General features: G+C 64.6%; 25 protein-coding genes and 1 tRNA gene. All 26 read right to left on the reverse strand.

Going from position 1 to position 23,499, the window contains the following annotated elements:
* Positions 1-4: 4 nt before the first annotated feature.
* The 26 genes from rplX to FKV23_RS11890 all read right to left on the reverse strand — a co-directional run bounded on the left by rplX (position 5) and on the right by FKV23_RS11890 (position 23,369).
* The gene (rplX, locus tag FKV23_RS11765) at positions 5-319 is read right to left on the reverse strand and encodes a 50S ribosomal protein L24 (protein ID WP_141624016.1); all 315 of its coding nucleotides are present in this window, start codon (positions 317-319) and stop codon (positions 5-7) included.
* A 16-nt stretch (positions 320-335) separates the two neighbouring features.
* Complete coding sequence (gene rplN / locus FKV23_RS11770) at positions 336-704, reverse strand: 50S ribosomal protein L14 (protein ID WP_141624017.1); 369 nt, start codon at positions 702-704, stop codon at positions 336-338.
* Positions 705-719: 15 nt separating this feature from the next.
* On the reverse strand, positions 720-989 hold the full coding sequence (gene rpsQ, locus FKV23_RS11775) for a 30S ribosomal protein S17 (protein WP_141624018.1): 270 nt from the start codon (positions 987-989) through the stop codon (positions 720-722).
* A 9-nt stretch (positions 990-998) separates the two neighbouring features.
* Positions 999-1,184, reverse strand: coding sequence for a 50S ribosomal protein L29 (rpmC, locus tag FKV23_RS11780; RefSeq protein WP_141624019.1), 186 nt, complete (start codon positions 1,182-1,184; stop codon positions 999-1,001).
* Positions 1,184-1,597, reverse strand: coding sequence for a 50S ribosomal protein L16 (gene rplP, locus FKV23_RS11785; RefSeq protein ID WP_141624020.1), 414 nt, complete (start codon positions 1,595-1,597; stop codon positions 1,184-1,186). Before rplP ends, rpmC begins: the two co-directional genes overlap by 1 nt.
* A 6-nt stretch (positions 1,598-1,603) precedes the next feature.
* A complete protein-coding gene (gene rpsC / locus FKV23_RS11790; RefSeq protein WP_141624021.1) occupies positions 1,604-2,335 on the reverse strand; it encodes a 30S ribosomal protein S3 in 732 nt (243 codons plus the stop codon).
* Positions 2,336-2,350: 15 nt separating this feature from the next.
* A complete protein-coding gene (gene rplV / locus FKV23_RS11795; protein ID WP_111267074.1) occupies positions 2,351-2,686 on the reverse strand; it encodes a 50S ribosomal protein L22 in 336 nt (111 codons plus the stop codon).
* A gap of 10 nt (positions 2,687-2,696) precedes the next feature.
* Positions 2,697-2,963: a 30S ribosomal protein S19 gene (gene rpsS / locus FKV23_RS11800; RefSeq protein WP_141624022.1), complete on the reverse strand. Its 267-nt coding sequence runs from the start codon at positions 2,961-2,963 to the stop codon at positions 2,697-2,699.
* Between the two features lie 6 nt (positions 2,964-2,969).
* Positions 2,970-3,797 carry a 50S ribosomal protein L2 gene (gene rplB, locus FKV23_RS11805; RefSeq protein WP_141624023.1) on the reverse strand — a complete coding sequence of 276 codons (828 nt, stop codon included), beginning with the start codon at positions 3,795-3,797 and terminating at the stop codon, positions 2,970-2,972.
* 10 nt (positions 3,798-3,807) lie between these two features.
* Positions 3,808-4,104, reverse strand: a complete 297-nt coding sequence (gene rplW / locus FKV23_RS11810; protein ID WP_141624024.1) for a 50S ribosomal protein L23 — start codon at positions 4,102-4,104, stop codon at positions 3,808-3,810.
* Entirely contained in the window at positions 4,101-4,706 is a 606-nt protein-coding gene (gene rplD / locus FKV23_RS11815) for a 50S ribosomal protein L4 (RefSeq protein WP_141624025.1), read from the reverse strand. Before rplD ends, rplW begins: the two co-directional genes overlap by 4 nt.
* A gap of 12 nt (positions 4,707-4,718) precedes the next feature.
* On the reverse strand, positions 4,719-5,372 hold the full coding sequence (rplC, locus tag FKV23_RS11820) for a 50S ribosomal protein L3 (protein ID WP_141624026.1): 654 nt from the start codon (positions 5,370-5,372) through the stop codon (positions 4,719-4,721).
* Positions 5,373-5,382: 10 nt separating this feature from the next.
* Positions 5,383-5,694 carry a 30S ribosomal protein S10 gene (gene rpsJ / locus FKV23_RS11825; RefSeq protein WP_027070119.1) on the reverse strand — a complete coding sequence of 104 codons (312 nt, stop codon included), beginning with the start codon at positions 5,692-5,694 and terminating at the stop codon, positions 5,383-5,385.
* Between the two features lie 468 nt (positions 5,695-6,162).
* The gene (tuf, locus tag FKV23_RS11830) at positions 6,163-7,353 is read right to left on the reverse strand and encodes an elongation factor Tu (RefSeq protein ID WP_141624027.1); all 1,191 of its coding nucleotides are present in this window, start codon (positions 7,351-7,353) and stop codon (positions 6,163-6,165) included.
* A gap of 69 nt (positions 7,354-7,422) precedes the next feature.
* On the reverse strand, positions 7,423-9,513 hold the full coding sequence (gene fusA / locus FKV23_RS11835; RefSeq protein ID WP_141624028.1) for an elongation factor G: 2,091 nt from the start codon (positions 9,511-9,513) through the stop codon (positions 7,423-7,425).
* Between the two features lie 142 nt (positions 9,514-9,655).
* On the reverse strand, positions 9,656-10,123 hold the full coding sequence (gene rpsG / locus FKV23_RS11840; RefSeq protein WP_141624029.1) for a 30S ribosomal protein S7: 468 nt from the start codon (positions 10,121-10,123) through the stop codon (positions 9,656-9,658).
* Positions 10,124-10,135: 12 nt separating this feature from the next.
* A complete protein-coding gene (gene rpsL / locus FKV23_RS11845; protein WP_141624030.1) occupies positions 10,136-10,510 on the reverse strand; it encodes a 30S ribosomal protein S12 in 375 nt (124 codons plus the stop codon).
* 303 nt (positions 10,511-10,813) lie between these two features.
* Positions 10,814-15,037 (reverse strand): DNA-directed RNA polymerase subunit beta', encoded by a 4,224-nt coding sequence (gene rpoC / locus FKV23_RS11850; protein WP_141624031.1) that lies wholly within the window; start codon positions 15,035-15,037, stop codon positions 10,814-10,816.
* Between the two features lie 101 nt (positions 15,038-15,138).
* Positions 15,139-19,305, reverse strand: a complete 4,167-nt coding sequence (rpoB, locus tag FKV23_RS11855; RefSeq protein WP_141624032.1) for a DNA-directed RNA polymerase subunit beta — start codon at positions 19,303-19,305, stop codon at positions 15,139-15,141.
* 254 nt (positions 19,306-19,559) lie between these two features.
* Positions 19,560-19,937, reverse strand: coding sequence for a 50S ribosomal protein L7/L12 (gene rplL, locus FKV23_RS11860; RefSeq protein WP_141624033.1), 378 nt, complete (start codon positions 19,935-19,937; stop codon positions 19,560-19,562).
* A gap of 68 nt (positions 19,938-20,005) precedes the next feature.
* Positions 20,006-20,530 carry a 50S ribosomal protein L10 gene (rplJ, locus tag FKV23_RS11865; protein ID WP_141624034.1) on the reverse strand — a complete coding sequence of 175 codons (525 nt, stop codon included), beginning with the start codon at positions 20,528-20,530 and terminating at the stop codon, positions 20,006-20,008.
* 385 nt (positions 20,531-20,915) lie between these two features.
* A complete protein-coding gene (rplA, locus tag FKV23_RS11870; protein WP_141624035.1) occupies positions 20,916-21,614 on the reverse strand; it encodes a 50S ribosomal protein L1 in 699 nt (232 codons plus the stop codon).
* Between the two features lie 4 nt (positions 21,615-21,618).
* A complete protein-coding gene (gene rplK / locus FKV23_RS11875) occupies positions 21,619-22,047 on the reverse strand; it encodes a 50S ribosomal protein L11 (protein WP_141624036.1) in 429 nt (142 codons plus the stop codon).
* A gap of 255 nt (positions 22,048-22,302) precedes the next feature.
* A complete protein-coding gene (gene nusG / locus FKV23_RS11880; protein WP_141624037.1) occupies positions 22,303-22,872 on the reverse strand; it encodes a transcription termination/antitermination protein NusG in 570 nt (189 codons plus the stop codon).
* 4 nt (positions 22,873-22,876) lie between these two features.
* Positions 22,877-23,254: a preprotein translocase subunit SecE gene (secE, locus tag FKV23_RS11885; RefSeq protein WP_141624038.1), complete on the reverse strand. Its 378-nt coding sequence runs from the start codon at positions 23,252-23,254 to the stop codon at positions 22,877-22,879.
* 39 nt (positions 23,255-23,293) lie between these two features.
* Positions 23,294-23,369 (reverse strand) — tRNA-Trp (locus FKV23_RS11890).
* Positions 23,370-23,499 lie beyond the last annotated feature (130 nt).

Genomic DNA, 23,499 nt, shown 5'->3' on the forward strand with positions numbered 1-23,499 from the left:
TTCCTCAGGCGTCGACCGCCTCACCGCTGGAGCGGAACACACGCAGTTTGCGTCCATCCTCCAGCACCTTGAAACCAATGCGCTCACCCTTGCCACTGGCCGGGTTGAACAGCATCACGTTGGAAATATGGATCGGCGCCTCGCGCTCGATCACGCCACCGGGCTGACCGGCCTGCGGGTTCGGCTTGGTGTGACGCTTGACGATGTTGACGTTGGACACGACGACCTTGTCGCCGAGCACGCGGACGACATCGCCCTTCTTGCCCTTGTCCTTGCCGGCGGTGACGATGACTTGGTCACCCTTGCGGATACGGTTCATTTCTCTATTCCTCCGCTCAGAGCACTTCAGGCGCGAGCGAGACGATCTTCATGAACTTCTCGGAGCGAAGTTCACGGGTCACCGGCCCGAAGATGCGGGTGCCGATCGGCTCATGCTTGTTGTTGAGCAGCACGGCGGCGTTGCCGTCGAAGCGGATCAGCGAGCCGTCCGGACGACGCACACCCTTGCGGGTACGCACCACGACGGCGTCGTAGACGTCGCCCTTCTTGACCTTGCCGCGCGGGATCGCATCCTTGACGGTGACCTTGATGATGTCGCCGATGCCGGCGTAGCGGCGCTTGGAGCCGCCCAGCACCTTGATGCACATCACTTCCTTGGCACCGGAGTTGTCGGCCACGTCGAGGTAGCTTTGCATCTGGATCATGGTTCAGCCTCCTCGTTATTCAGCCGCGCGGGTGACGATCTGCACCACGCGCCAGTTCTTGGTCTTGGACATCGGCGCGATCTCGCTCACACGGACGATGTCGCCCTCGTTGCAGGCGTTGTCGGCGTCGTGGGCGTGGAGCTTGGTCGAGCGGCGGATGTACTTGCCGTACAGCGCGTGCTTGACCTGGCGTTCGACCAGCACGGTGACGGTCTTGTCCATCTTGTTGCTGACCACGCGCCCCTCGACCGTGCGCACTGCCTTCTCTGTATTGTTGTCGGTCATGGCGGGTCCTTACTTCTTCTGTACCAGCAGGGTGTTGACGCGCGCGATCTCGCGGCGCACCCGGCGGACTTCATGGGTCTTGGCGAGCTGGCCGGTGGCCTGCTGCATGCGGAGGGCGAAGCTCTCCTTGTGCAGCTCGACCAGATGGGCCTGCAGCTCGTCGGCGGATTTCTCGCGGAGTTGCTTGAGTTCCATCAGCGCACCGTCCGGGTAACGAAAGTGGTGGTGACCGACAGCTTGGCGGACGCCAGGCGGAATGCCTCGCGCGCCACGTCCTCGCTGACGCCCTCGATCTCGTAGATCATGCGGCCGGGCTGGATCTGGGCGACCCAGTACTCGACGTTGCCCTTGCCGGAGCCCATTCGGACTTCGATCGGCTTCTTGGTGATCGGCTTGTCCGGGAACACGCGGATCCACATCTTGCCGCCACGCTTGACGTAACGGCTGATCGAACGGCGGGCCGCCTCGATCTGGCGCGCGGTGATCTGGCCGTGCGCGGTGGCCTTGAGGCCGTACTCGCCGAAGCTGACCGCGTTGGCGTTCCAGCTCAGGCCCTCGTTACGGCCCTTGTGCACCTTGCGGTATTTGGTTCGCTTGGGTTGCAACATGGTCGTTTACCTCGATTCGCGGGCCGGACGGGCCGGACGCGGACGTGAAGGACGGTCGCCGCGGTCGCCGCGCGAGCTCTCTTCCGGCTTCTCCTGGCCGACCTGGGAGAAATCGAAGATCTCGCCCTTGTAGACCCATACCTTGATGCCGATGATGCCGTAGGTCGTCTTGGCTTCGGCGAAGCCGTAGTCGATGTCGGCACGCAGGGTGTGCAGCGGCACCCGGCCTTCGCGATACCACTCCGAACGGGCGATTTCCGCACCGTTGAGGCGCCCCGCGACGTTGACCTTGATGCCCAGCGCGCCCAGACGCATCGCGTTGCCCACCGCGCGCTTCATCGCACGACGGAACATGATGCGGCGCTCGAGCTGTTGCGCGATCGACTCGGCGACCAGCTGCGCGTCGAGCTCCGGCTTGCGGACCTCGGTCACGTTGATGTGCGCCGGAACGCCCATCATCGCGCTGACCTCCTTGCGCAGCTTCTCGATGTCCTCGCCACGCTTGCCGATCACCACGCCCGGACGGGCGGTGTGGATCGTCACGCGGGCGTTGTTGGCCGGACGCTCGATGAAAATGCGGGAAATCCCGGCCTGCGCGAGCTTCTTGCGAAGCATCTCACGGACCTTGAGGTCAGACGCCAGGAACTCGGCGTACTGCTTCTTGTTGGCAAACCACTTGGAATTCCAGTCCTTGGCAATGCCCAGGCGGATGCCGGTCGGATGAACTTTATGACCCATTAGTCTGACTCCGCCTTACTTGCCCGCGCCCACAACCACAGTAATGTGGCTGGTGCGCTTGAGGATGCGGGTGCCGCGGCCCTTCGCCCGCGCCATGAAGCGCTTCAGCGTCGGACCCTCGTCCACCATGATGGTCTTGACCTTGAGCTCGTCGATGTCGGCGCCCTGGTTGTTCTCCGCGTTGGCGATGGCCGACTCGACCACCTTGCGGATCATGCCCGCGGCCTTCTTGTCGGAGAACTTCAGCAGGTTGACGGCGCGTTCGGCCGACAGGCCACGGACCTGGTCGGCGACCAGGCGGGCCTTCTGCGGGGAGATGCGCGCGGTGCGCAGGATGGCTTTCGCTTCCATGTTCATCTCCTTAACGGCTCTTCTTGTCGCCGACGTGACCCTTGAAGGTACGCGTCAGGGCGAACTCGCCGAGCTTGTGGCCAACCATGTTCTCGTTGACCAGCACCGGGATATGGTTGCGACCGTTGTGCACGGCGATGGTGAAGCCCACCATCTCCGGCAGAATCATCGAACGACGCGACCAGGTCTTGATCGGCTTCTTGTTGTTACCCGCGTTCTCCACCTTCTTGATCAGATGATGGTCGACGAACGGGCCTTTCTTCAGTGAACGTGCCATGGCCGATTAGCTCCTGCGATCGCGCACGATGAACTGCTGGGTGCGCTTGTTCTTGCGGGTCTTGTAACCCTTGGTGGGGACGCCCCACGGGGTGACCGGGTGCGGATTGCCCTGGCCGGCCTTGGCCTCACCACCACCGTGTGGGTGGTCGACCGGGTTCATGGCCGCGCCGCGGACGGTCGGACGAACGCCGCGCCAACGCTTGGCGCCGGCCTTGCCGAGCTTCTCGAGACTGTGCTCCTCGTTGCCGACCTCGCCGATGGTGGCGCGACACTCGGCCGGCACCTTGCGCATCTCGCCGGAGCGCAGGCGCAGGGTGGCGTAGCCGTGCTCGCGAGCGACCAGCTGGACGCCGGCGCCGGCGGCGCGGGCGAGCTGGGCGCCCTTGCCCGGCTTCATCTCGATGCAATGCACCGTCGAACCGACCGGGACATTGACCAGCGGCAGGGCGTTGCCGACGCGGATCGGGGCGTCACGGCCCGCGATCACCTGGTCGCCAGTCTTCAGCCCCTTGGGAGCGATGATGTAGCGACGCTCGCCATCGACGTAGCACAGCAGGGCGATATGGGCAGTGCGGTTCGGATCGTATTCGATCCGCTCCACGCGCGCCGGGATGCCTTCCTTGTTGCGCTTGAAGTCGATGATGCGGTAGTGCTGCTTGTGGCCACCGCCGATGTGACGAGTGGTGATGCGGCCATTGTTGTTGCGGCCACCGGTCTTGCTCTTCTTCTCGACCAGCGCGGCGTGCGGCTTGCCCTTGTGCAGGCCCGGCGTTACCACGCGGACGGCCGAGCGACGGCCAGCCGAGGTGGGTTTGAATGTCATCAATGCCATGGGTCTATCCTCAGGCCGTGGCCATCACATCGATCGACTGACCGGCGGCCAGCTTCACGTACGCCTTGCGCCAGTCGGCGCGACGGCCCATGCGGAAACGGAAGGCCTTGCTCTTGCCCTTCACGTTGACCACGTTGACCGCTTCGACCTTGACGTCGAACAGCTTTTCCACGGCCGCCTTGATGTCGGCCTTGGTCGCGTCCGTCGCCACTTCGAAGACGTATTGGTTGGAGACTTCCTGCAGGCGCGCGGTCTTTTCGGACACGCGCGGCGCACGGATGATGGTGTAGAGCTTGGCCTCGTTCATGCCAGCCACTCCTCGATCTTCTTGACCGCATCGGCGGTGACCACGACCGAGTCGGCGCCAACCAGCGCGACCGGATCCAGGCCCTGCACGTCACGGACTTCGACATACGGGAGGTTGCGCGCCGAGAGGTACAGATTCTCGGTGGCTTCCTCGGTGACGATCAGCGGGCGCTGACCGACTTCCAGCTCCTTCAGCTTCGCGGCCAGACCCTGGGTCTTGGGGGCGTCGACATCGAAGCCCTCGACAACCTTGATCCGGCCCTGACGGTTCAGCTCGGACAGGATCGCGGCAATCGCGGCGCGGTACATCTTGCGATTGACCTTCTGCTCGAAGCTGCGCGGCTTGGCGGCGAAAGTCACGCCGCCGCCCACGAAGATCGGCGCGGTCAGCGCACCGTGACGGGCACCGCCGCCCTTCTGCTTCTTGGACTTCTTGGTGGTGCCGGCGACTTCGGAGCGGGTCTTCTGGGCCTTGGTGCCGGCGCGGCCGGCATTGCGGTAAGCCACGACCACCTGGTGGACCAGGTCTTCGCTGAACTCACGGCCGAAGATCGCATCGGAGACCGACAAGGTCTTCTTGCTGTTGTTGATGGCGAGTTCCATCGTCATCTCTCCTTATGCCTTGCTCGTCGGACGGACGATGACGTCGCCGCCCGGCGCACCCGGCACGGCGCCCTTGATGGCGATCAGGCCGCGCTCGGCGTCGACCTTCACCACCTCGAGACCCTGGGTGCTCTGCTGCACGGCGCCCATGTGGCCGGACATCTTCTTGCCCGGGAACACGCGGCCCGGGGTCTGGCGCTGGCCGATCGAACCCGGGGAACGATGCGACAGCGAGTTACCGTGGGTCGCGTCGCCCATGCGGAAGTTGTGGCGCTTGATCGTGCCCTGGAAGCCCTTGCCCTTGGTCACGCCCTGGACATCGACGATCTGGCCGGCCTCGAAAATGTCGGCCTTGATCTCGCCGCCAACCTCGAAGCCGTCGATCTTGTCGTCGGCCACGCGGAACTCCCACAGGCCACGACCGGCTTCGACCTTGGCCTTGGCCAGGTGCCCGGCCTCGGGCTTGTTGACCAGCGAGGCGCGCTTGACGCCGGCGGTGACCTGCACGGCGCTGTAGCCGTCGCCGTCGACGGTCTTGATCTGGGTGATGCGGTTCGGGGTGGCCTCGATCAGGGTCACCGGCACCGACTTGCCGTCGGTGGTGAACACGCGGCTCATGCCGGCCTTGCGACCGACGATGCCCAACGAATATTTCTTCGCGGTCATGGTTGCGGCCTCAGGTCAGCTTGATCTGGACGTCGACGCCAGCCGCGAGCTCGAGCTTCATCAGCGCGTCCACGGTCTTGTCGTTGGGGTCGACGATGTCGAGCACGCGCTTGTGCGTGCGGGTCTCGTACTGATCGCGCGCGTCCTTGTCGACGTGCGGGGAGACGAGAATGGTGTAACGCTCGATCTTGGTCGGCAGCGGGATCGGGCCGCGCACTTGCGCGCCGGTCCGCTTGGCCGTCTCGACGATCTCGCTGGCCGAGCGGTCGATCAGACGATGATCGTACGCCTTCAGCCGGATCCGGATCTTTTGGTCCGCCATGACGGAATTCCTCGGTTAAAAGAGCGACGGGCGCGGCCTCTGGGTGTGCCGAGCCCCTGAAAAAACACAATGCCCCGGAGCTACACCCTCGCCCCGGAGCCTCCCTGCCTCGAAAAACAAGGCAGGCCGGTTACCCGGCCCGCCCAGACGGAATACCTGAACGCGCAACAGCCGCACCCGAGGCCCGGATGAAGCGGCACTGCCGCGCGACATGTCCCTGTCTGGCGAATACGAGGAGCTTCCTGCGCCTCATTTCGCTGGTCGCGGACACCTGACTGGCAGGCCTCCGCAGTGGTCGCGCATTCTAGCGGGTTATTCACAACCAATGCAAGCATCGGTTGTTGCCCGTCCCTGGCCGTTCAGGCCGGGGAGCAAGAAAGAGCTTCATCAAGCGGGATCCCCGATGAAAGCACTCGGGGAGGACCCAATGGCGAAGGCGGTTGCGCTAAGCGCAACCGCGCCATTGCTTCACTTGATGATCTTGGCAACGACGCCGGCGCCGACGGTACGGCCACCTTCGCGGATCGCGAAGCGCAGGCCCTCGTCCATCGCCACCGGGTTGATCAGCTGCACCGCCATCTTCACGTTGTCGCCCGGCATCACCATCTCCACACCCTCCGGCAGCGTCACCGCGCCGGTGATGTCCGTGGTGCGGAAGTAGAACTGCGGACGGTAACCCTTGAAGAACGGCGTGTGACGGCCACCCTCGTCCTTCGACAGCACGTACACCTCGGCCTCGAAGTCGGTGTGCGGCGCGATCGAACCGGGCTTGCACAGCACCTGGCCACGCTCGACCTCGTCACGCTTGGTGCCGCGCAGCAGCAGGCCCGCGTTGTCGCCCGCCTGGCCCTGGTCCAGCAGCTTGCGGAACATCTCAACGCCGGTCACCGTGGTCTTGGTGGTCGGACGGATGCCGACGATCTCGATCTCGTCGCCCACCTTGATGATGCCGCGCTCGATACGACCGGTCACCACCGTGCCGCGACCCGAAATCGAGAACACGTCCTCGACCGGCATCAGGAACGCCTTGTCGATGTCGCGCTCCGGCTCCGGAATGTAGCTGTCGAGCGCCTCCACCAGCTTCAGGATCGCCGGCACGCCAATCTCCGACTGATCGCCTTCAAGCGCCTTGAGCGCCGAACCGTGGATGATCGGGGTGTCGTCGCCCGGGAAGTCGTACTTGCTCAGCAGCTCGCGGACTTCCATCTCCACCAGCTCCAGCAGCTCGGCGTCGTCCACCATGTCGGCCTTGTTCAGGAACACCACGATGTACGGCACACCGACCTGACGCGCCAGAAGGATGTGCTCGCGGGTCTGCGGCATCGGGCCGTCCGCGGCCGAGCACACCAGGATCGCGCCGTCCATCTGCGCCGCACCCGTGATCATGTTCTTCACGTAGTCGGCGTGGCCCGGGCAGTCCACGTGCGCGTAGTGGCGCGTCGGGGACTCGTACTCCACGTGCGCGGTCGAGATCGTGATCCCGCGCGCCTTCTCTTCCGGCGCCGCGTCGATCGCGTCGTATGCCTTGAACTCACCGCCGAAACGCTCCGCGCCCACCTTCGTCAGGGCCGCCGTCAGCGTGGTCTTGCCGTGGTCCACGTGGCCGATCGTGCCGACGTTCACGTGCGGCTTGGTGCGCTCGAACTTTTCCTTAGCCATGGTCGTTTACCTTTTTTTCTTGAATGCCAGTGTATTGGGGGACAGGGTGCCGGCCGAAGCCGGCGCGCCTCAGTTCTTCTTGCTCGCGGCTTCGGCGATGTTGGCCGGCGCCTCGGCGTAATGGTCGAATTCCATCGTGAAGGTCGCGCGGCCCTGCGACATCGAACGCAGCGACGTGGCGTAGCCGAACATCTCGCCAAGCGGGATCATCGCGTTGATGATCTTGCCCGACGGGCTGTCGTCCTGGCCGGAGAGGATGCCGCGACGACGGCTGACATCGCCCATCACGTCGCCCAGGTAATCCTCGGGGCTGACGATCTCGACCTTCATCATCGGCTCCAGCAGCACCGGGCTGGCCTTCATGAAGCCTTCCTTGAAGCCCATCGAGCCGGCGATCTTGAACGCCATTTCCGACGAGTCGACCTCATGGTACGAGCCATCGACCAGCTTGACCTTGACGTCGACGATCGGGTAACCGGCCATGATGCCGCTGGCCACCGCTTCCTGGATGCCCTTGTCGACCGCCGGGATGTACTCCTTCGGCACCACACCGCCGACGATGGCGTTCTCGAACGAGTAACCGGCGCCCTGCTCGTTCGGCGAGATCTCCAGCCACACGTGGCCGAACTGGCCCTTGCCGCCCGACTGGCGCACGAACTTGCCTTCGGCCTTGACCGACTTGCGGATGGTCTCGCGGTAGGCCACCTGCGGCTTGCCGACATTGGCCTCGACGTTGAACTCGCGCTTCATGCGGTCGACGAGGATGTCCAGGTGAAGCTCACCCATGCCGGCGATGATGGTCTGGCCGGACTCTTCGTCGGTGCGAACACGGAAGGACGGATCCTCCTGAGCCAGGCGGCCGAGGGCGATGCCCATCTTCTCCTGGTCCGACTTGGTCTTCGGCTCGACCGCCATCGAGATCACCGGCTCCGGGAAGGTCATCCGCTCGAGCGTGATCACGTGATCCTGCGCGCACAGAGTATCGCCGGTGGTGACGTCCTTCAGGCCCACAGCCGCAGCGATGTCGCCAGCGCGGACTTCCTTGATCTCCTCGCGGTTGTTGGAGTGCATCTGCAGGATGCGGCCGACGCGCTCCTTCTTCGACTTGACCGGGTTGTAGACCTGGTCGCCGGAGTTGAGCACGCCCGAATAGACGCGGAAGAAGGTCAGCGAGCCGACGAACGGGTCGGTCATGATCTTGAATGCCAGAGCCGAGAACGGTGCCTTGTCGTCGGCGCTGCGGGTGTCTTCCTTCTCGTCCTCGTCGACGCCCTGCACCGGCGGCACGTCGACCGGCGACGGCAGCAGGTTGATGACGCCATCGAGCATGGCCTGTACGCCCTTGTTCTTGAACGCGGTACCGCAGAACACCGGCACGATCTCCACCTTCAGGGTGCGCTCGCGCAGGCCGGCCAGGATCTCCGCCTCGGACAGGTCGCCATCATTGAGGTACTTGTCCATCAGCTCTTCGCTGGCCTCGGCGGCGGCCTCGACCATGAAGCTGCGGGCCTCGGCGCACTTGTCGGCGAGCTCGGCGGGGATGTCGCGGTACTCGAATACGGTGCCCTGGGACGCGTTATCCCAGTGGATCGCCTTCATCTTGACCAGATCGACCACGCCCTCGAAGTTGTCCTCGGCACCGATCGGCACCTGCATCGGCACCGGGTAGGCGCCCAGGCGTGACTTCAGCTGCTCGACGACCTTGTCGAAGTTGGCGCCGGTGCGATCCATCTTGTTGACGAACGCCATCCGCGGCACGCGGTACTTGTTGGCCTGGCGCCACACGGTCTCGGACTGCGGCTGGACGCCGCCGACCGCGCACAGCACGAACACCGCGCCGTCGAGCACGCGCAGCGAACGCTCCACCTCGATGGTGAAGTCGACGTGCCCGGGGGTGTCGATGATGTTCAGCCGGTGCTGCGGCATCGACTTGTCCATACCGCTCCAGAACGCCGTGGTGGCCGCGGAGGTGATGGTGATGCCACGCTCCTGCTCCTGCTCCATCCAGTCCATGGTGGCGGCACCGTCATGCACCTCACCAATCTTGTGGCTGACGCCGGTGTAGAACAGGATGCGCTCGGACGTGGTGGTCTTGCCGGCATCGATGTGGGCCATGATGCCGAAGTTGCGGTAACGCTCGATGGGAGTGGTGCGAGCCACGGGACCCTCTCACAAGTTTTCGAATTCCAGATGGCCGGACGCCGCCTGTCGGCGGCATCCGGTACGCGAGGCGGCGCTATCGTCGCCATGGCGGCCGATGCGGCCGCCGTCAGAGCCCCCGCATCGCGCGGGGGCTGCCGGATCACCAGCGGTAGTGCGAGAACGCCTTGTTGGCTTCAGCCATACGGTGGGTCTCTTCACGCTTCTTGATCGCGCCACCACGGTTCTCGGAGGCGTCGATCAACTCGGCCGCCAGCTTACGCGGCATGCTGTTCTCACCACGCTTGCGGGCCGACTCGATCAGCCAGCGCATCGCCAGCGCCATGCGACGGGAAGTGCGCACCTCGACCGGCACCTGGTAGGTCGCGCCGCCGACGCGGCGGGACTTGACCTCGACAGCCGGGGAGACATTGCCCAGCGCCTTCTCGACCAGATCCAGCGGGGCTTCATTCTTCTCGCCGATGACGTCCATGGCGCCATAGACGATCTTCTCGGCAACGGACTTCTTGCCGCTCTTCATGACCATGTTGATGAAACGCGCGATCGTCTCGCTGCCATGCTTGGGGTCTGGCAGGATGGAACGCTGCGGGGCGGAACCTTTACGCGACATGGGTCAGTTTCCTCAGGACTTCGGACGCTTGGCGCCGTACTTCGAACGGCGCTGACGACGCTTGGCGACGCCGGCGGCATCGAGCGAGCCACGCACGGTGTGGTAACGCACACCCGGCAGATCCTTCACGCGGCCACCGCGGATCAGGACCACCGAGTGCTCCTGCAGGTTGTGGCCTTCGCCGCCGATGTACGAGATGACCTCGTACCCGTTGGTCAGGCGCACCTTGGCCACCTTGCGCATCGCCGAGTTCGGCTTCTTCGGGGTGGTGGTGTAGACGCGGGTGCAAACACCCCGGCGTTGCGGGCAGTTCTGCAATGCAGGCGAGGCACTCTTGTAAGTAGCCGCCTGCCGCGGCTTGCGGACCAGCTGATTGATCGTTGCCATCTGGAGCTCTTTTGTGGGAGGGCGGACCCGATCGATTCAAGCGCGATCGACCACCCCGGACGTGAAAACGAACGGCAAGCCAGGGACCCCCAGCTCACCGAGACGGAAAAGTATAGCCTGCGTTTGACGAATACGTCAACGCAACGCCATGTGCCAATCCGGGTTCCGGTCATTCCGGATCCCGGATTGGCGATACTGCGATCCCGCCCTGCCCTGGGCCGAACACGAGGCGCTCCCTGCGCCTCATTTCGTGATCTGGGGCGCCCCCTTGGGGGCGCTGACACTACGGGTGTCGGCCGGCCGTCAGGAAGCGCTCGACTCCTCGCCCGCCTCGGTGACGACAACTTCATCCGCATCATCGGTGACTGGCCCTGCCAAGGCTTCCATCTCGGCCTCGGTAAGCCCGGAGGCACCGCGGCGGCGCTGGGTATGGTACGCCAGGCCGGTGCCGGCCGGAATCAGGCGACCGACGATGACGTTCTCCTTCAGGCCACGCAGATTGTCGCGGGTGCCGCGGACGGCCGCCTCGGTCAACACCCGGGTGGTCTCCTGGAACGACGCCGCCGAGATGAACGACTCGGTCGCCAGCGAGGCCTTGGTGATGCCGAGCAGGACCGGATCGAACCGGGCCAGGATCTCGTCCTTGGCGGCCAGGCGGGCGTTTTCCTCGACCAGGCGCTGACGCTCGACCTGCTCGCCGTTGAGGAACTTGCTGTCGCCCTGATCGGTGATCTCGACCTTGCGCAGCATCTGGCGGACGATCACCTCGATGTGCTTGTCGTTGATCTTCACGCCCTGCAGGCGGTAGACGTCCTGGATCTCCTGGGTCAGGTAGGCGGCCAGTTCCTCGACGCCCTTCAGGCGCAGGATATCCTGCGGGCTGGCCTCGCCGTCCACCACGGTCTCGCCCTTCTCCACGTGCTCGCCTTCGAACACGATGATCTGGCGGTACTTCGGGATCAGCTCCTCGTGCTCCTCGCCATCAGGGCCCTTGATGATCAGGCGCTGCTTGCCCTTGGTGTCCTTGCCGAAGCTGATCACGCCGGACTTCTCGGCCAGGATCGCCGGGTCTTTCGGCTTGCGGGCCTCGAACAGGTCGGCCACGCGCGGCAGGCCACCGGTGATGTCGCGGGTCTTGGAGGCTTCCTGCGGGATCTTGGCGACCACGTCGCCGACGCCAACGGCAGCGCCATCCTGCAGGTTGACGATCGAACGCGGCGGCAGCAGGTATTGCGCCGGCAGGTCGGTGCCCGGGATGTTGAGGTCGTTGCCCTTCTTGTCGACGATGCGGACGATCGGGCGCAGGTCCTTGCCTGCCGAACCACGGCGCTTGGGATCGGTGATCTCGCGTGAAGCCAGGCCGGTCAGGTCATCGGTCTTCTCGATCACGGTCACGCCGTCGACAAAGTCGATGAAACGCAGGAAACCGGCAACTTCCGAGACGATCGGGTGGTTATGCGGGTCCCAGTTCGCAACCTGCTGGCCGGCCTTGACCGCACCGCCGTCCTGGACCGCGACGGTCGCACCGTACGGCAGCTTGTAGCGCTCGCGCTCGCGGCCATGGGTGTCGAGGATCGACAGTTCGCCCGAACGCGACACCGCGACCTGATGGCCGTTGGCGTGCTTGACGTGCTTGAGGTTGTTGAACTTGATCGTACCGGTGGTCTTGACGGTGACGTTGTCGATCGCGGCGGCACGCGAAGCCGCGCCACCGATGTGGAACGTACGCATGGTCAGCTGGGTACCGGGCTCACCGATCGACTGTGCGGCGACGACGCCGACCGCCTCGCCATGGTTGACCAGGTGGCCACGGGCCAGGTCACGGCCGTAGCAGTGTGCGCAGACGCCGAACGCCGATTCGCAGGTGATGGTCGACCGGACCTTGATCGACTGCACGCCGGCATCTTCCAGCTGCTGCACCCAGGCCTCATCCAGCAGGGTGTTGCGGGTGACGATGGGCTCTTCGTCGTCGCCCGGCAGGAACACGTCCTCGGCCACGATGCGGCCAAGCACGCGCTCGCGCAGCGGCTCGACCACGTCGCCGCCTTCGACGATCGGGGTCATCGTCAGGCCGCCCATCGTGCCGCAGTCATCCTCGGTGATCACCACGTCCTGCGCCACGTCGACCAGTCGACGGGTCAGGTAACCCGAGTTGGCGGTCTTCAGCGCGGTATCGGCCAGGCCCTTGCGGGCGCCGTGGGTCGAGATGAAGTACTGCAGGACGTTCAGGCCCTCGCGGAAGTTGGCGGTGATCGGCGTTTCGATGATCGAGCCATCCGGCTTGGCCATCAGACCACGCATGCCGGCCAGCTGGCGGATCTGCGCCTGCGAGCCTCGCGCGCCGGAGTCGGCCATGATGTAGATCGAGTTCATCGACTTCTGCTCGACGACCTCGCCCTTGGCGTTGGTCACCCTGTCGGTGCCGATCACCTCCATCATCGCCTTGGCCACACGCTCGTTGCAGCGCGACCAGATGTCGACGACCTTGTTGTAACGCTCGCCAGCGGTAACCAGACCCGACTGGTACTGCTCCTGGATCTCGTTCACCTCGGCCTCGGCCTCGGCCAGGATCCCCTTCTTCTCATCGGGGATGACCATGTCGTCGGCGCCGATCGAGACGCCCGAGCGGGTCGAATAGGCGAAGCCGGTGTACATCAGCTTGTCGGCGAACACGACCGTGTCCTTCAGACCGAGCATGCGGTAGCAGGAGTTGATCAGCCGGCTGATGTTCTTCTTGTTCAGCTCGACGTTGGCCAGCTCGAACGGCAGTGCCTGCGGCAGGATCTCCACCAGCAGCGCGCGGCCGACCGTGGTGTCGACGATCGCCTTCTTCTGAACCCGCTCGCCGTCCTCGCCGATGACGGTCTCGATGATCCGGACCTTGACCTTGGCGTGAATGTCCACCACGCGGTTGTCGTAGGCCCGCTTCACCTCGGCGACGTTGGCGAACACCATGCCCTCGCCCTTCTTGTTCTCCAGGGCGCGGGTCATGTAGTACAGGCCGAGCACGACGTCCTGCGACGGCACGATGATCGGCTCGCCGTTCGCCGGCGACAGGATGTTGTTCGACGACATCATCAGCGCACGCGCTTCCAGCTGGGCCTCCAGGCTCAGCGGCACGTGCACGGCCATCTGGTCACCGTCGAAGTCGGCGTTGAACGCGGTGCAGACCAGCGGGTGCAGCTGGATCGCCTTGCCCTCGATCAGCACCGGCTCGAACGCCTGGATGCCGAGACGGTGCAGGGTCGGCGCACGGTTCAGCAGCACCGGGTGCTCGCGGATCACCTCTTCGAGGATGTCCCACACCTCGGCCTCTTCGCGCTCGACCAGCTTCTTGGCGGCCTTGATCGTCGTGGCCAGGCCACGGCGCTGCAGCTTGGCGAAGATGAACGGCTTGAACAGCTCCAGCGCCATCTTCTTCGGCAGGCCGCACTCGTGCAGGCGCAGGGTCGGGCCGACCACGATGACCGAACGACCGGAATAATCGACGCGCTTGCCGAGCAGGTTCTGGCGGAACCGGCCCTGCTTGCCCTTGATCATGTCGGCCAGCGACTTGAGCGGGCGCTTGTTGGTGCCGGTGATGGCACGGCCGCGGCGGCCGTTGTCCATCAGCGCGTCCACCGACTCCTGCAGCATGCGCTTCTCGTTGCGCACGATGATGTCAGGCGCGTTGAGCTCGAGCAGGCGACGCAGGCGGTTGTTGCGGTTGATGACGCGGCGGTACAGGTCGTTGAGGTCGGAGGTCGCGAAGCGGCCGCCGTCCAGCGGCACCAGCGGACGCAGGTCCGGCGGCAGCACCGGCAGCACGGTCATGACCATCCATTCCGGGCGGTTGCCGGATTCCAGGAAGGCCTCGACCAGCTTGATGCGCTTGGTCAGGCGCTTGAGCTTGGTCTCGGAACCGGTGGCGGCGATGTCTTCCCTCAGCTGCACCATCTCGGCCTGCAGGTCGATCGTGCGCAGCAGGTCGTAAACGGCCTCGGCGCCCATCGCGGCCTCGAAGTCGTCGCCGTGCTCCTGACGCGCCAGCATGTACTGCTCCTCGTTCAGCAGCATGCCGCGCTCCATCGGAGTCAGTCCGGGCTCGGTGACCACGAAGGCTTCGAAGTAGAGGATGCGCTCGATGTCGCGCAGGGTCATGTCGAGCATCAGGCCGATGCGCGACGGCAGCGACTTCAGGAACCAGATGTGCGCGACCGGGCTGGCCAGGTCGATGTGACCCATGCGCTCGCGGCGCACCTTGGCCAGGGTGACCTCGGTGCCGCACTTTTCACAGACCACGCCGCGGTGCTTCATGCGCTTGTACTTGCCGCACAGGCACTCGTAGTCCTTCACCGGCCCGAAGATGGCGGCGCAGAACAGGCCGTCGCGCTCGGGCTTGAAGGTGCGGTAGTTGATGGTCTCGGGCTTCTTGACCTCGCCGAACGACCACGAGCGGATCAGGTCGGGCGACGCCAGCGCGATCTTGATCGCGTCGAAGTCGAGCGCCGGCCGCTGCTGGTTGAAGAGGTTGAGCAGGTCTTTCATTTTGATCTCTCCAGTCGGAGCTGAATCCAGTTGAAGGGCTGATGGCTGAGTGTCGGGGGCCGGTGGTCAGGGCGCTGGCCCTGCCCCGGCCCGATCGGCAATCAGTCTTCTTCCAGCTCCATGTTGATCGCGAGCGAGCGGATTTCCTTCACCAGTACGTTGAAGGACTCCGGCATGCCGGCCACCATCTCGTACTCGCCGTCGACGATGTTCTTGTACATCTGGTTGCGGCCCTGCACGTCGTCGGACTTCACCGTCAGCATTTCCTGCAGGGTGTAGGCCGCGCCGTAGGCTTCCAGCGCCCAGACTTCCATCTCACCGAAGCGCTGGCCGCCGAACTGCGCCTTGCCGCCCAGCGGCTGCTGGGTGACGAGCGAGTACGGGCCAGTCGAACGGGCATGCATCTTGTCGTCGACAAGGTGGTTCAGCTTCAGCACGTGCATGTAACCGACCGTGGTATGGCGGTCGAACGCCTCGCCGGTGCGGCCGTCGTACAGCTGTGTCTGGCCGCTGCTCGGCAGGTCAGCGAGCTCAAGCATCCGCTTGATCTCGGACTCGGCGGCACCGTCGAACACCGGGGTCGCCATCGGCACGCCGTCGATGAGGTTGCGCGCGAGCTTCAGCAGCTCCTCATCGGAGAACTGCTTGAGGTCGACGCGCTGTTCGCGCAGCTTGCTGTCGTGGTTGTAGATCTCGTCGAGGAACTTGCGCAACTCGGCCACCTTGGCCTGCGCCTCCATCATCGCCTGGATCTTCCGGCCCAGGCCCTTGGCAGCCCAGCCCAGGTGCACCTCGAGGATCTGGCCGATGTTCATGCGGCTCGGCACGCCCAGCGGATTGAGCACGATGTCGATCGTCTCGCCGTTGGCCATGTACGGCATGTCCTCGACCGGCACGATATTGGAGATCACGCCCTTATTGCCGTGACGGCCGGCCATCTTGTCGCCCGGCTGGATCCGGCGCTTCACCGCCAGGAACACCTTGACCATCTTCAGCACGCCCGGGGCAAGGTCGTCACCCTGGGTGATCTTGCCGCGCTTGTCGGCGAAGCGCTTCTCGAACTCCTGTTCGTGGACCTCGATCTGCTTCTGGGCGCGCTCGATTGCCTCAACCGCGTCCTCGTCCTTCATGCGCAGGCTGAACCAGTCCTTCCTGGACAGACCATCCAGCACCAGGCTGGTGACGGTGTCGCCCTTCTTCAGGCCGGGGCCGCCGTTGGCGACCTTCCCGATCAGCTGGTTGCGCAGGCGGCTGTAGATGGCCGCTTCAAGGATGCGGAACTGGTCGTCGAAGTCCTTCTTGACGCGGCGGATCTCGGACTCCTCGATCAGCTTGGCGCGCTTGTCTTTCTCGATGCCGTCGCGGGTGAACACCTGCACGTCGATGACGGTGCCGTCCATGCCCGGCGGCACGCGCAGCGAGCTGTCCTTCACGTCGCTGGCCTTCTCGCCGAAGATCGCGCGCAGCAGCTTCTCTTCCGGGGTCAGCTGACTCTCGCCCTTCGGCGTGACCTTGCCGACCAGGATGTCGCCGGCACGCACCTCGGCGCCGATGTAGACCACGCCAGACTCGTCGAGGCGGTTGAGGGCGCTCTCGGAGACGTTCGGGATGTCGGCGGAAATTTCCTCCGGCCCCAGCTTGGTGTCGCGGGCGACGGCGGTCAGTTCCTCGATGTGGATCGTGGTGTAACGGTCCTCCTCGACCACGCGCTCGGAGAGCAGGATCGAGTCCTCGAAGTTGTAGCCGTTCCACGGCATGAACGCGACCAGCATGTTCTGGCCCAGGGCCAGCTCGCCGATGTCGGTCGAAGGACCGTCGGCCAGCACGTCGCCACGCGCGATCACGTCGCCCACGGTCACCAGCGGACGCTGGTTGATGCAGGTGTTCTGGTTCGAGCGGGTGTACTTGATCAGCGAATAGATGTCGACGCCGGCATCGGTTTCGCCGGAAATCTCGTCCTCGTTGGCCTTGACCACGATGCGGCCGGCGTCGATCTGCTCGACCACACCACCACGACGCGCATTCACGGTCACGCCCGAGTCGCGCGCGACCGCGCGCTCGATGCCGGTACCGACCAGCGGCTTCTGCGAGCGCAGCGTCGGCACGGCCTGACGCTGCATGTTCGCGCCCATCAACGCACGGTTGGCGTCGTCGTGCTCCAGGAACGGCACCAGCGCGGCAGCGACCGACACGGTCTGCATCGGCGAGACGTCCATGAAGTGGATCTCGGCCGGCGGCTTGAGCAGCGACTCGCCGGCGTGGCGGCAGGCGACGAACTGGGCGGTCAGGCGGCCCTTTTCGTCCTGCTCGGCGTTGGCCTGCGCAATGACGTACTCGTTCTCCTCGATCGCCGACAGGTACTCGATCTCATCGGTCACCTTGCCGTCCACGACCTTGCGGTACGGCGTCTCCAGGAAGCCGTATCGGTTGGTGCGGGCGAACACCGCCAGCGAGTTGATCAGGCCGATGTTCGGGCCTTCCGGCGTTTCGATGGTGCAGACGCGACCGTAGTGGGTCGGATGCACGTCGCGCACCTCGAAACCGGCGCGCTCGCGGGTCAGGCCGCCCGGGCCGAGCGCGGAGACGCGGCGCTTGTGGGTGACCTCCGACAGCGGGTTGTTCTGGTCCATGAACTGCGACAGCTGCGAGGAGCCGAAGAACTCCTTGATCGCGGCCGCGACCGGCTTGGCGTTGATCAGTTCCTGCGGGGTCAGGCCCTCGGACTCGGCCATCGACAGGCGTTCCTTGACCGCCCGCTCGACGCGGACCAGGCCCACGCGGAACACGTTCTCGGCCATCTCGCCGACCGAACGCACGCGACGGTTGCCCAGGTGGTCGATATCGTCGACCACGCCACGACCGTTGCGGATCTCGGTCAGGACCTTGATCACGTCGAGGATGTCGGACGAATCGCCGCACTCCTTGACCAGACGCTTGGACTCCTCGTCCTTGCGGTCGGCGTAGTACTTGGCGTCGTAAAGCACCGAGGCGCCCACGGTCTCCTTGCGACCGATGCGACGGTTGAACTTCATCCGGCCCACGGCCGACAGGTCGTAGCGCTCAAACGTGAAGAACAGGTTGTGGAACAGGTTCTGGGCGGCATCCTTGGTCGGCGGCTCGCCCGGGCGCATCATTCGATAGATCTCGACCAGAGCCTCGAGCTGGGTCTTGGACGGGTCGATGCGCAGGGTGTTGGAGATGTACGGGCCACGGTCGAGGTCGTTGACCCAGATCGTGCCGACGGTCTCGATGCCGGCCTTGCGGAACAGCTCCAGCTGCTCCTCGGTGATCTCGTCGTTGGCCGAGGCGATCAACTCGCCGGTAGAGGTGTCGACGACGTCGTGCGAGAGGATGCGACCGACCAGGTAGGCGTCGGGCACGGCCAGCGCCTCGATGCCGGAAGCCTCGAGCTGCTTGACATGCCGCGCGGTGATGCGGCGCCCGGCTTCGACGATCACGTTGTCGCCGTCGGCCAGGTCGAAGTCCAGGGTCTCGCCACGCAGGCGCTCGGGCACCAGTTCCAGCTGGACGCCCTCTTCCGGCTCGATATGGAAGGTGTTGACCTCGAAGAACTCGGCCAGCATCTCCTCGTTGTTGTAGCCCAGGGCGCGCAGCAGGATCGTGACCGGCAGCTTGCGGCGACGGTCGATACGGGTGAACAGGCCATCCTTCGGGTCGAACTCGAAGTCCAGCCAGGAGCCGCGGTAGGGAATGATGCGGGCGCTGTACAGCAGCTTGCCCGAGCTGTGGGTCTTGCCACGGTCGTGGTCGAAGAACACGCCCGGCGAACGGTGCAGCTGCGAGACGATGACGCGCTCGGTGCCGTTGACGATGAAGGTGCCGTTGTCGGTCATGAGCGGGATCTCGCCCATGTAGACCTCCTGCTCCTTCACGTACTTGATCGCCTTGGTCGACGACTCGCGGTCGTAGATGACCAGGCGCACGGTCACGCGCAGCGGGGCGCCGTAGCTCAGGCCGCGGTTGCGGCACTCGCGCTCGTCGAACGGCGGGTCGCCGAGTTTGTAGCCCACGTACTCCAGCGCGGCATTGCCGCTATAGCTGGCGATCGGGAACACCGACTTCAGCGCGGCGTGCAGGCCCTTGTCCTCGCGCTTGTCCCAAGCGATGTGCTCCTGCAGGAATCCGCGATAGGAATCGACCTGGATCGCGAGCAGGAACGGGACCTCAAGGATCGACTTGCGCTTGCCGAAATCCTTGCGGATGCGCTTCTTCTCGGTGAACGAATACGACGTAGAAGCTGTGGTCATGGTGAGCTACCGCCTCGACTTTTCTGCGGGCCGCGCGTCCGCGACCCTGGGGGATGATGTGGCCGGAACCCCGTACATCGGGGTTCCGATGGAACTGCCAGTTGGAAGTCGCTGGTATTGCCGGCACCAGCACGCCCTCTCCCGCTACTTCCAACTGCCAACTCGTTCGGGACCGCCTAACAACGGCCAAAGGCCGGGGGCTTTCGCCCCCAGCCTCGGGTGGTCGCCAGTTGTGGCCGGCGACGCAATACTGCTTACTTCAGCTCGACGGTCGCGCCGGCGGCCTCGAGATCCTTCTTCAGCTTCTCGGCCTCTTCCTTCGACACGCCTTCCTTCACGTCCTTCGGGGCGCCTTCGACCAGGTCCTTGGCTTCCTTCAGGCCCAGGCCGGTGATGGCGCGGACGACCTTGATGGCTTCGACCTTCTTCTCGCCGGCGGCCTTCAGCACGACGGTGAACTCGGTCTGCTCCTCGGCAGCGGCGGCGCCACCGGCGGCCGGGGCGGCAGCCACGGCAACCGGAGCGGCGGCGGAAACGCCGAACTTCTCTTCCATCGCCTTCACCAGCTCCATCACCTCGACGAGGGTCTTGCCGGCGATCGCTTCGATGATCTGCTCGTTGGACAGGGACATTGTGTTTACCTCTGTTAAATAGTTTGGAAACGACTTGGGTTTCGGATTTCGAAACCGAACTGTTGGGCTTAGGCCGCCTTCGCCTGGCCGGCCGCGTTGATGACGCGGGTGACCTGCGAGGCCGGTTCGCTGAGCAAGCGGACCAGCTGGGTGGCGGGCTGGACCATGACGCTGAGCAGCATCGACAACGCTTCCTCACGGGTCGGCAGCGAAGCCAGGACATCCACATGGGTGCCCGGGTACTTCTGTCCGCCGATCGCGACGATGCGCGGCTTCAGCTTGTCGTTCGCCTTGGCGAACTCCTTGATCAGACGTCCGGCCGCACCGGGGTCTTCCTGCGAGAAGGCATACATCAGCGGACCGACCAGGTCGTCCTGGACGACCGCATAGTCGGTGTTCTCCACCGCGCGGGAAACCAGCGTGTTCTTCGCAACCTTCAGGAACACGCCCGATTCACGAGCCTTCTTGCGCAGGTCGGTCAACTGACCTGCCGTGAGACCCAGGTACTCCGAAGCGACCAGCGAATGCGCCTTGGTGGCGACTTCGGCCAGTTCGGCAACGACTTCCTGCTTCTGTGTCAGATTGAGAGCCATTGCACTCCTCCGTACTTCGATTCCGCCGCGCGCAACATCGCGCGTGGCGGTCCTGTCGGCATCGTTTGGCCCGATGCCGGGAACGCCGGGTTGGCGTTCCTGTTGGCAGCCGTTTCCAGAATCTCTGAAGGGCGGCAACCATCTACGCAGGCCCTGCCCCTTACGGGACTGGATTAAGCGACCCCGCTTCCATCGTTGGCGACTCCTTGCCGGTACGACTCCATGCCCGCCTTCGATGTGCGCTGACCGCGCCTGCGGTCTTTGACGGCCATCGCGCCGGCCAAAGCCTTTGCGACGCCCTCAAAATCGTGTGAAGAGTGTCGAGGAGCGAGTGGTGAGCAGAAACAGCCTTTGCTCTTTACTCACTTCTCTCCACTCATTCCTGTTATTTCAGTGACAGCGACGACTGGTCGACGGTGACGCCCGGACCCATCGTCGAGCTGATCGACACCTTCTGCAGGTACTGGCCCTTGGCGGTCGCCGGCTTGGCCTTGATCAGGTCGGCCAGCAGCGCCTCCAGGTTGCCCTTCAGCGAGCCGTCGTCGAAGTCGGCCTTGCCGATCGTGCAGTGGATGATGCCGGCCTTGTCGGTGCGGTAGCGGACCTGTCCACCCTTGGCGTTCTTCACCGCCTCGCCCGGGTTCGGGGACACGGTGCCGACCTTCGGGTTCGGCATCAGGCCGCGCGGACCGAGCAGCTGGCCCAGCTTGCCGACGACACGCATGGCATCCGGGGTCGCGATCACGACGTCATAGTTCAGGTCGCCGGCCTGCATCTTCTCGGCCAGATCGTCCATGCCGACGATGTCGGCACCGGCGGCCAGGGCTTCTTCGGTCTTGGCACCCGCCGGGGCGAACACGGCCACACGGACCGACTTGCCGGTACCGGCAGGCAGTACGGTCGAGCCGCGGACCTGCTGGTCGGACTTCTTCGCATCCACGCCGAGACGCACGGCCACGTCGACAGACTCGACGAACTTGGCCTTGGTGGCGGTCTTGATGATCTTGATCGCGTCGTCGAAGGCGTATGCCTTGCCCGGGACGACGGCAGCCTTGATGGCCTTTTCGCGCTTGGTCATTGTCATTGTCTTAACCCTCCACCACCAGGCCCATGGAACGGGCCGAGCCCGCGATCGTACGGACGGCGGCGTCCAGGTCGGCCGCAGTCAGGTCAGGCTCCTTGGCCTTGGCGATCTCTTCCAGCTGGGCACGGGTGACCTTGCCCACCTTCTCGGTGTTCGGGCGCTTGGAGCCGGACTGGATGCCGACGGCCTTCTTCAGCAGGATCGACGCCGGCGGCGTCTTGGTGATGAAGGTGAAGGTGCGGTCTGAATAGGCGGTGATCACGGTCGGAATCGGGAGGCCCGGCTCCAGCTTCTGCGTGGCGGCATTGAAGGCCTTGCAGAACTCCATGATGTTGAGGCCGCGCTGGCCGAGGGCCGGGCCCACCGGTGGCGACGGATTGGCCTGGCCGGCCTTGACCTGCAGCTTGATGTAGCCGATTACTTTCTTTGCCATTGCTTTGCTCTCCGGGTACCAGCGCCTGGGTCTCAGGCTCCCCATCGGGCCGGGAGGGTCGCGTGTCCCGGCTTCACGTAAAATCCAAGGCCCTGGCAGGCCTTCACACCCCGGCCACGAAGGCGGGCAACGAAGCTCCGCCGACACGCCGACGGCCGCCATGGGGCGGCCGGACTTTCAATTTGGCTCGCGCCTGAGGGGCAGCGAGCCGGCTATGGTAACAGATTCCCGCCCTGCTGGGGGAGTTCGCTGGAATCAGGCCTTCTCGACCTGTCCGAATTCCAGTTCGACCGGGGTCGAGCGGCCGAAGATCAGAACCGAGACGCGCAGGCGGCTCTTCTCGTAGTTGATCTCCTCGACCACACCGTTGAAGTCGTTGAACGGCCCATCGATGACGCGGACCATCTCGCCAGCTTCGAACAACACCTTCGGCTTCGGTTTCGCCACGCCTTCCTGAACGCGATTCAGGATCGCGTCGGCTTCGTGATCGGCGATCGGCAAAGGACGATCGGCGGTACCACCAATGAAGCCCATGACCTTTGGGGTTTCCTTGATCAGATGCCAGCATTCGCTGTCGATCCGCGGAATCCCGCTCTCGTCGTGGGTGGCGATCTGCACCAGCACGTAACCCGGGAAGAACTTGCGCTCGGAACGGCGTTTCTGGCCGGAGCGCATCTCGATCACTTCCTCGGTAGGCACCAGCACGTCGCCGAAGCGGTCGCCCATCTCGGCGCGCGCGATACGGTCACGCAGCGCCTGGGCCACCGACTTCTCGAATCCCGAGTAGGCGTGGACCACATACCAGCGCTTGTTGTTCTCCGTCATCTGCTCAGCGTCCCAAAATTGACTTGACCACAAACTGGATCACGACGTCGAAGCCGGCCAGGATCAGGCTCAGCACGATCACCGCAATGATCACGATCCAGGTCGTGCGCAATGCCTCCTGACGGGTCGGCCAGACGACCTTGCGCAACTCGAAGCGCGACTCCGCCAGGAACTCACGGGTCTGGTGACCCTTGCCGCTGGTGAAGAATACGCCTACCGCGGCCACCAGGCCCGCCACCACCAGCAAAGCGCGCAGGGCGCCAGCCCAGTGCTCGAACCAGATGTAACCGAACACACCTGCCGCCACCAGCGCCACGGCCAGCACGTACTTCATGATGTCACCGGCACTGGCGGTGTTGTGTTGTTCGAGCTTGCTGTTCATCCGGCTCTTCGCAGGTCCGTACACGGACCCATCATTGTGTGGCACGCCAGGAGGGACTCGAACCCCCAACCTGCGGTTTTGGAGACCGCTGCTCTGCCAATTGAGCTACTGGCGTAGATTTTCGACCTTGCGGCCATCGAACTTTCTTAGACGGCGAAGGCGGACCGAAGTTTCGGCCCGCCTCGCTGCGGTGAAATCGCCGCTGTGCGGCTGCGAATTGGCAGGCATGCCGCCTGCAAGGAGTC

Origin of the sequence: Lysobacter alkalisoli (genome assembly GCF_006547045.1) — a bacterium.
Lineage (GTDB): Bacteria > Pseudomonadota > Gammaproteobacteria > Xanthomonadales > Xanthomonadaceae > Marilutibacter > Marilutibacter alkalisoli.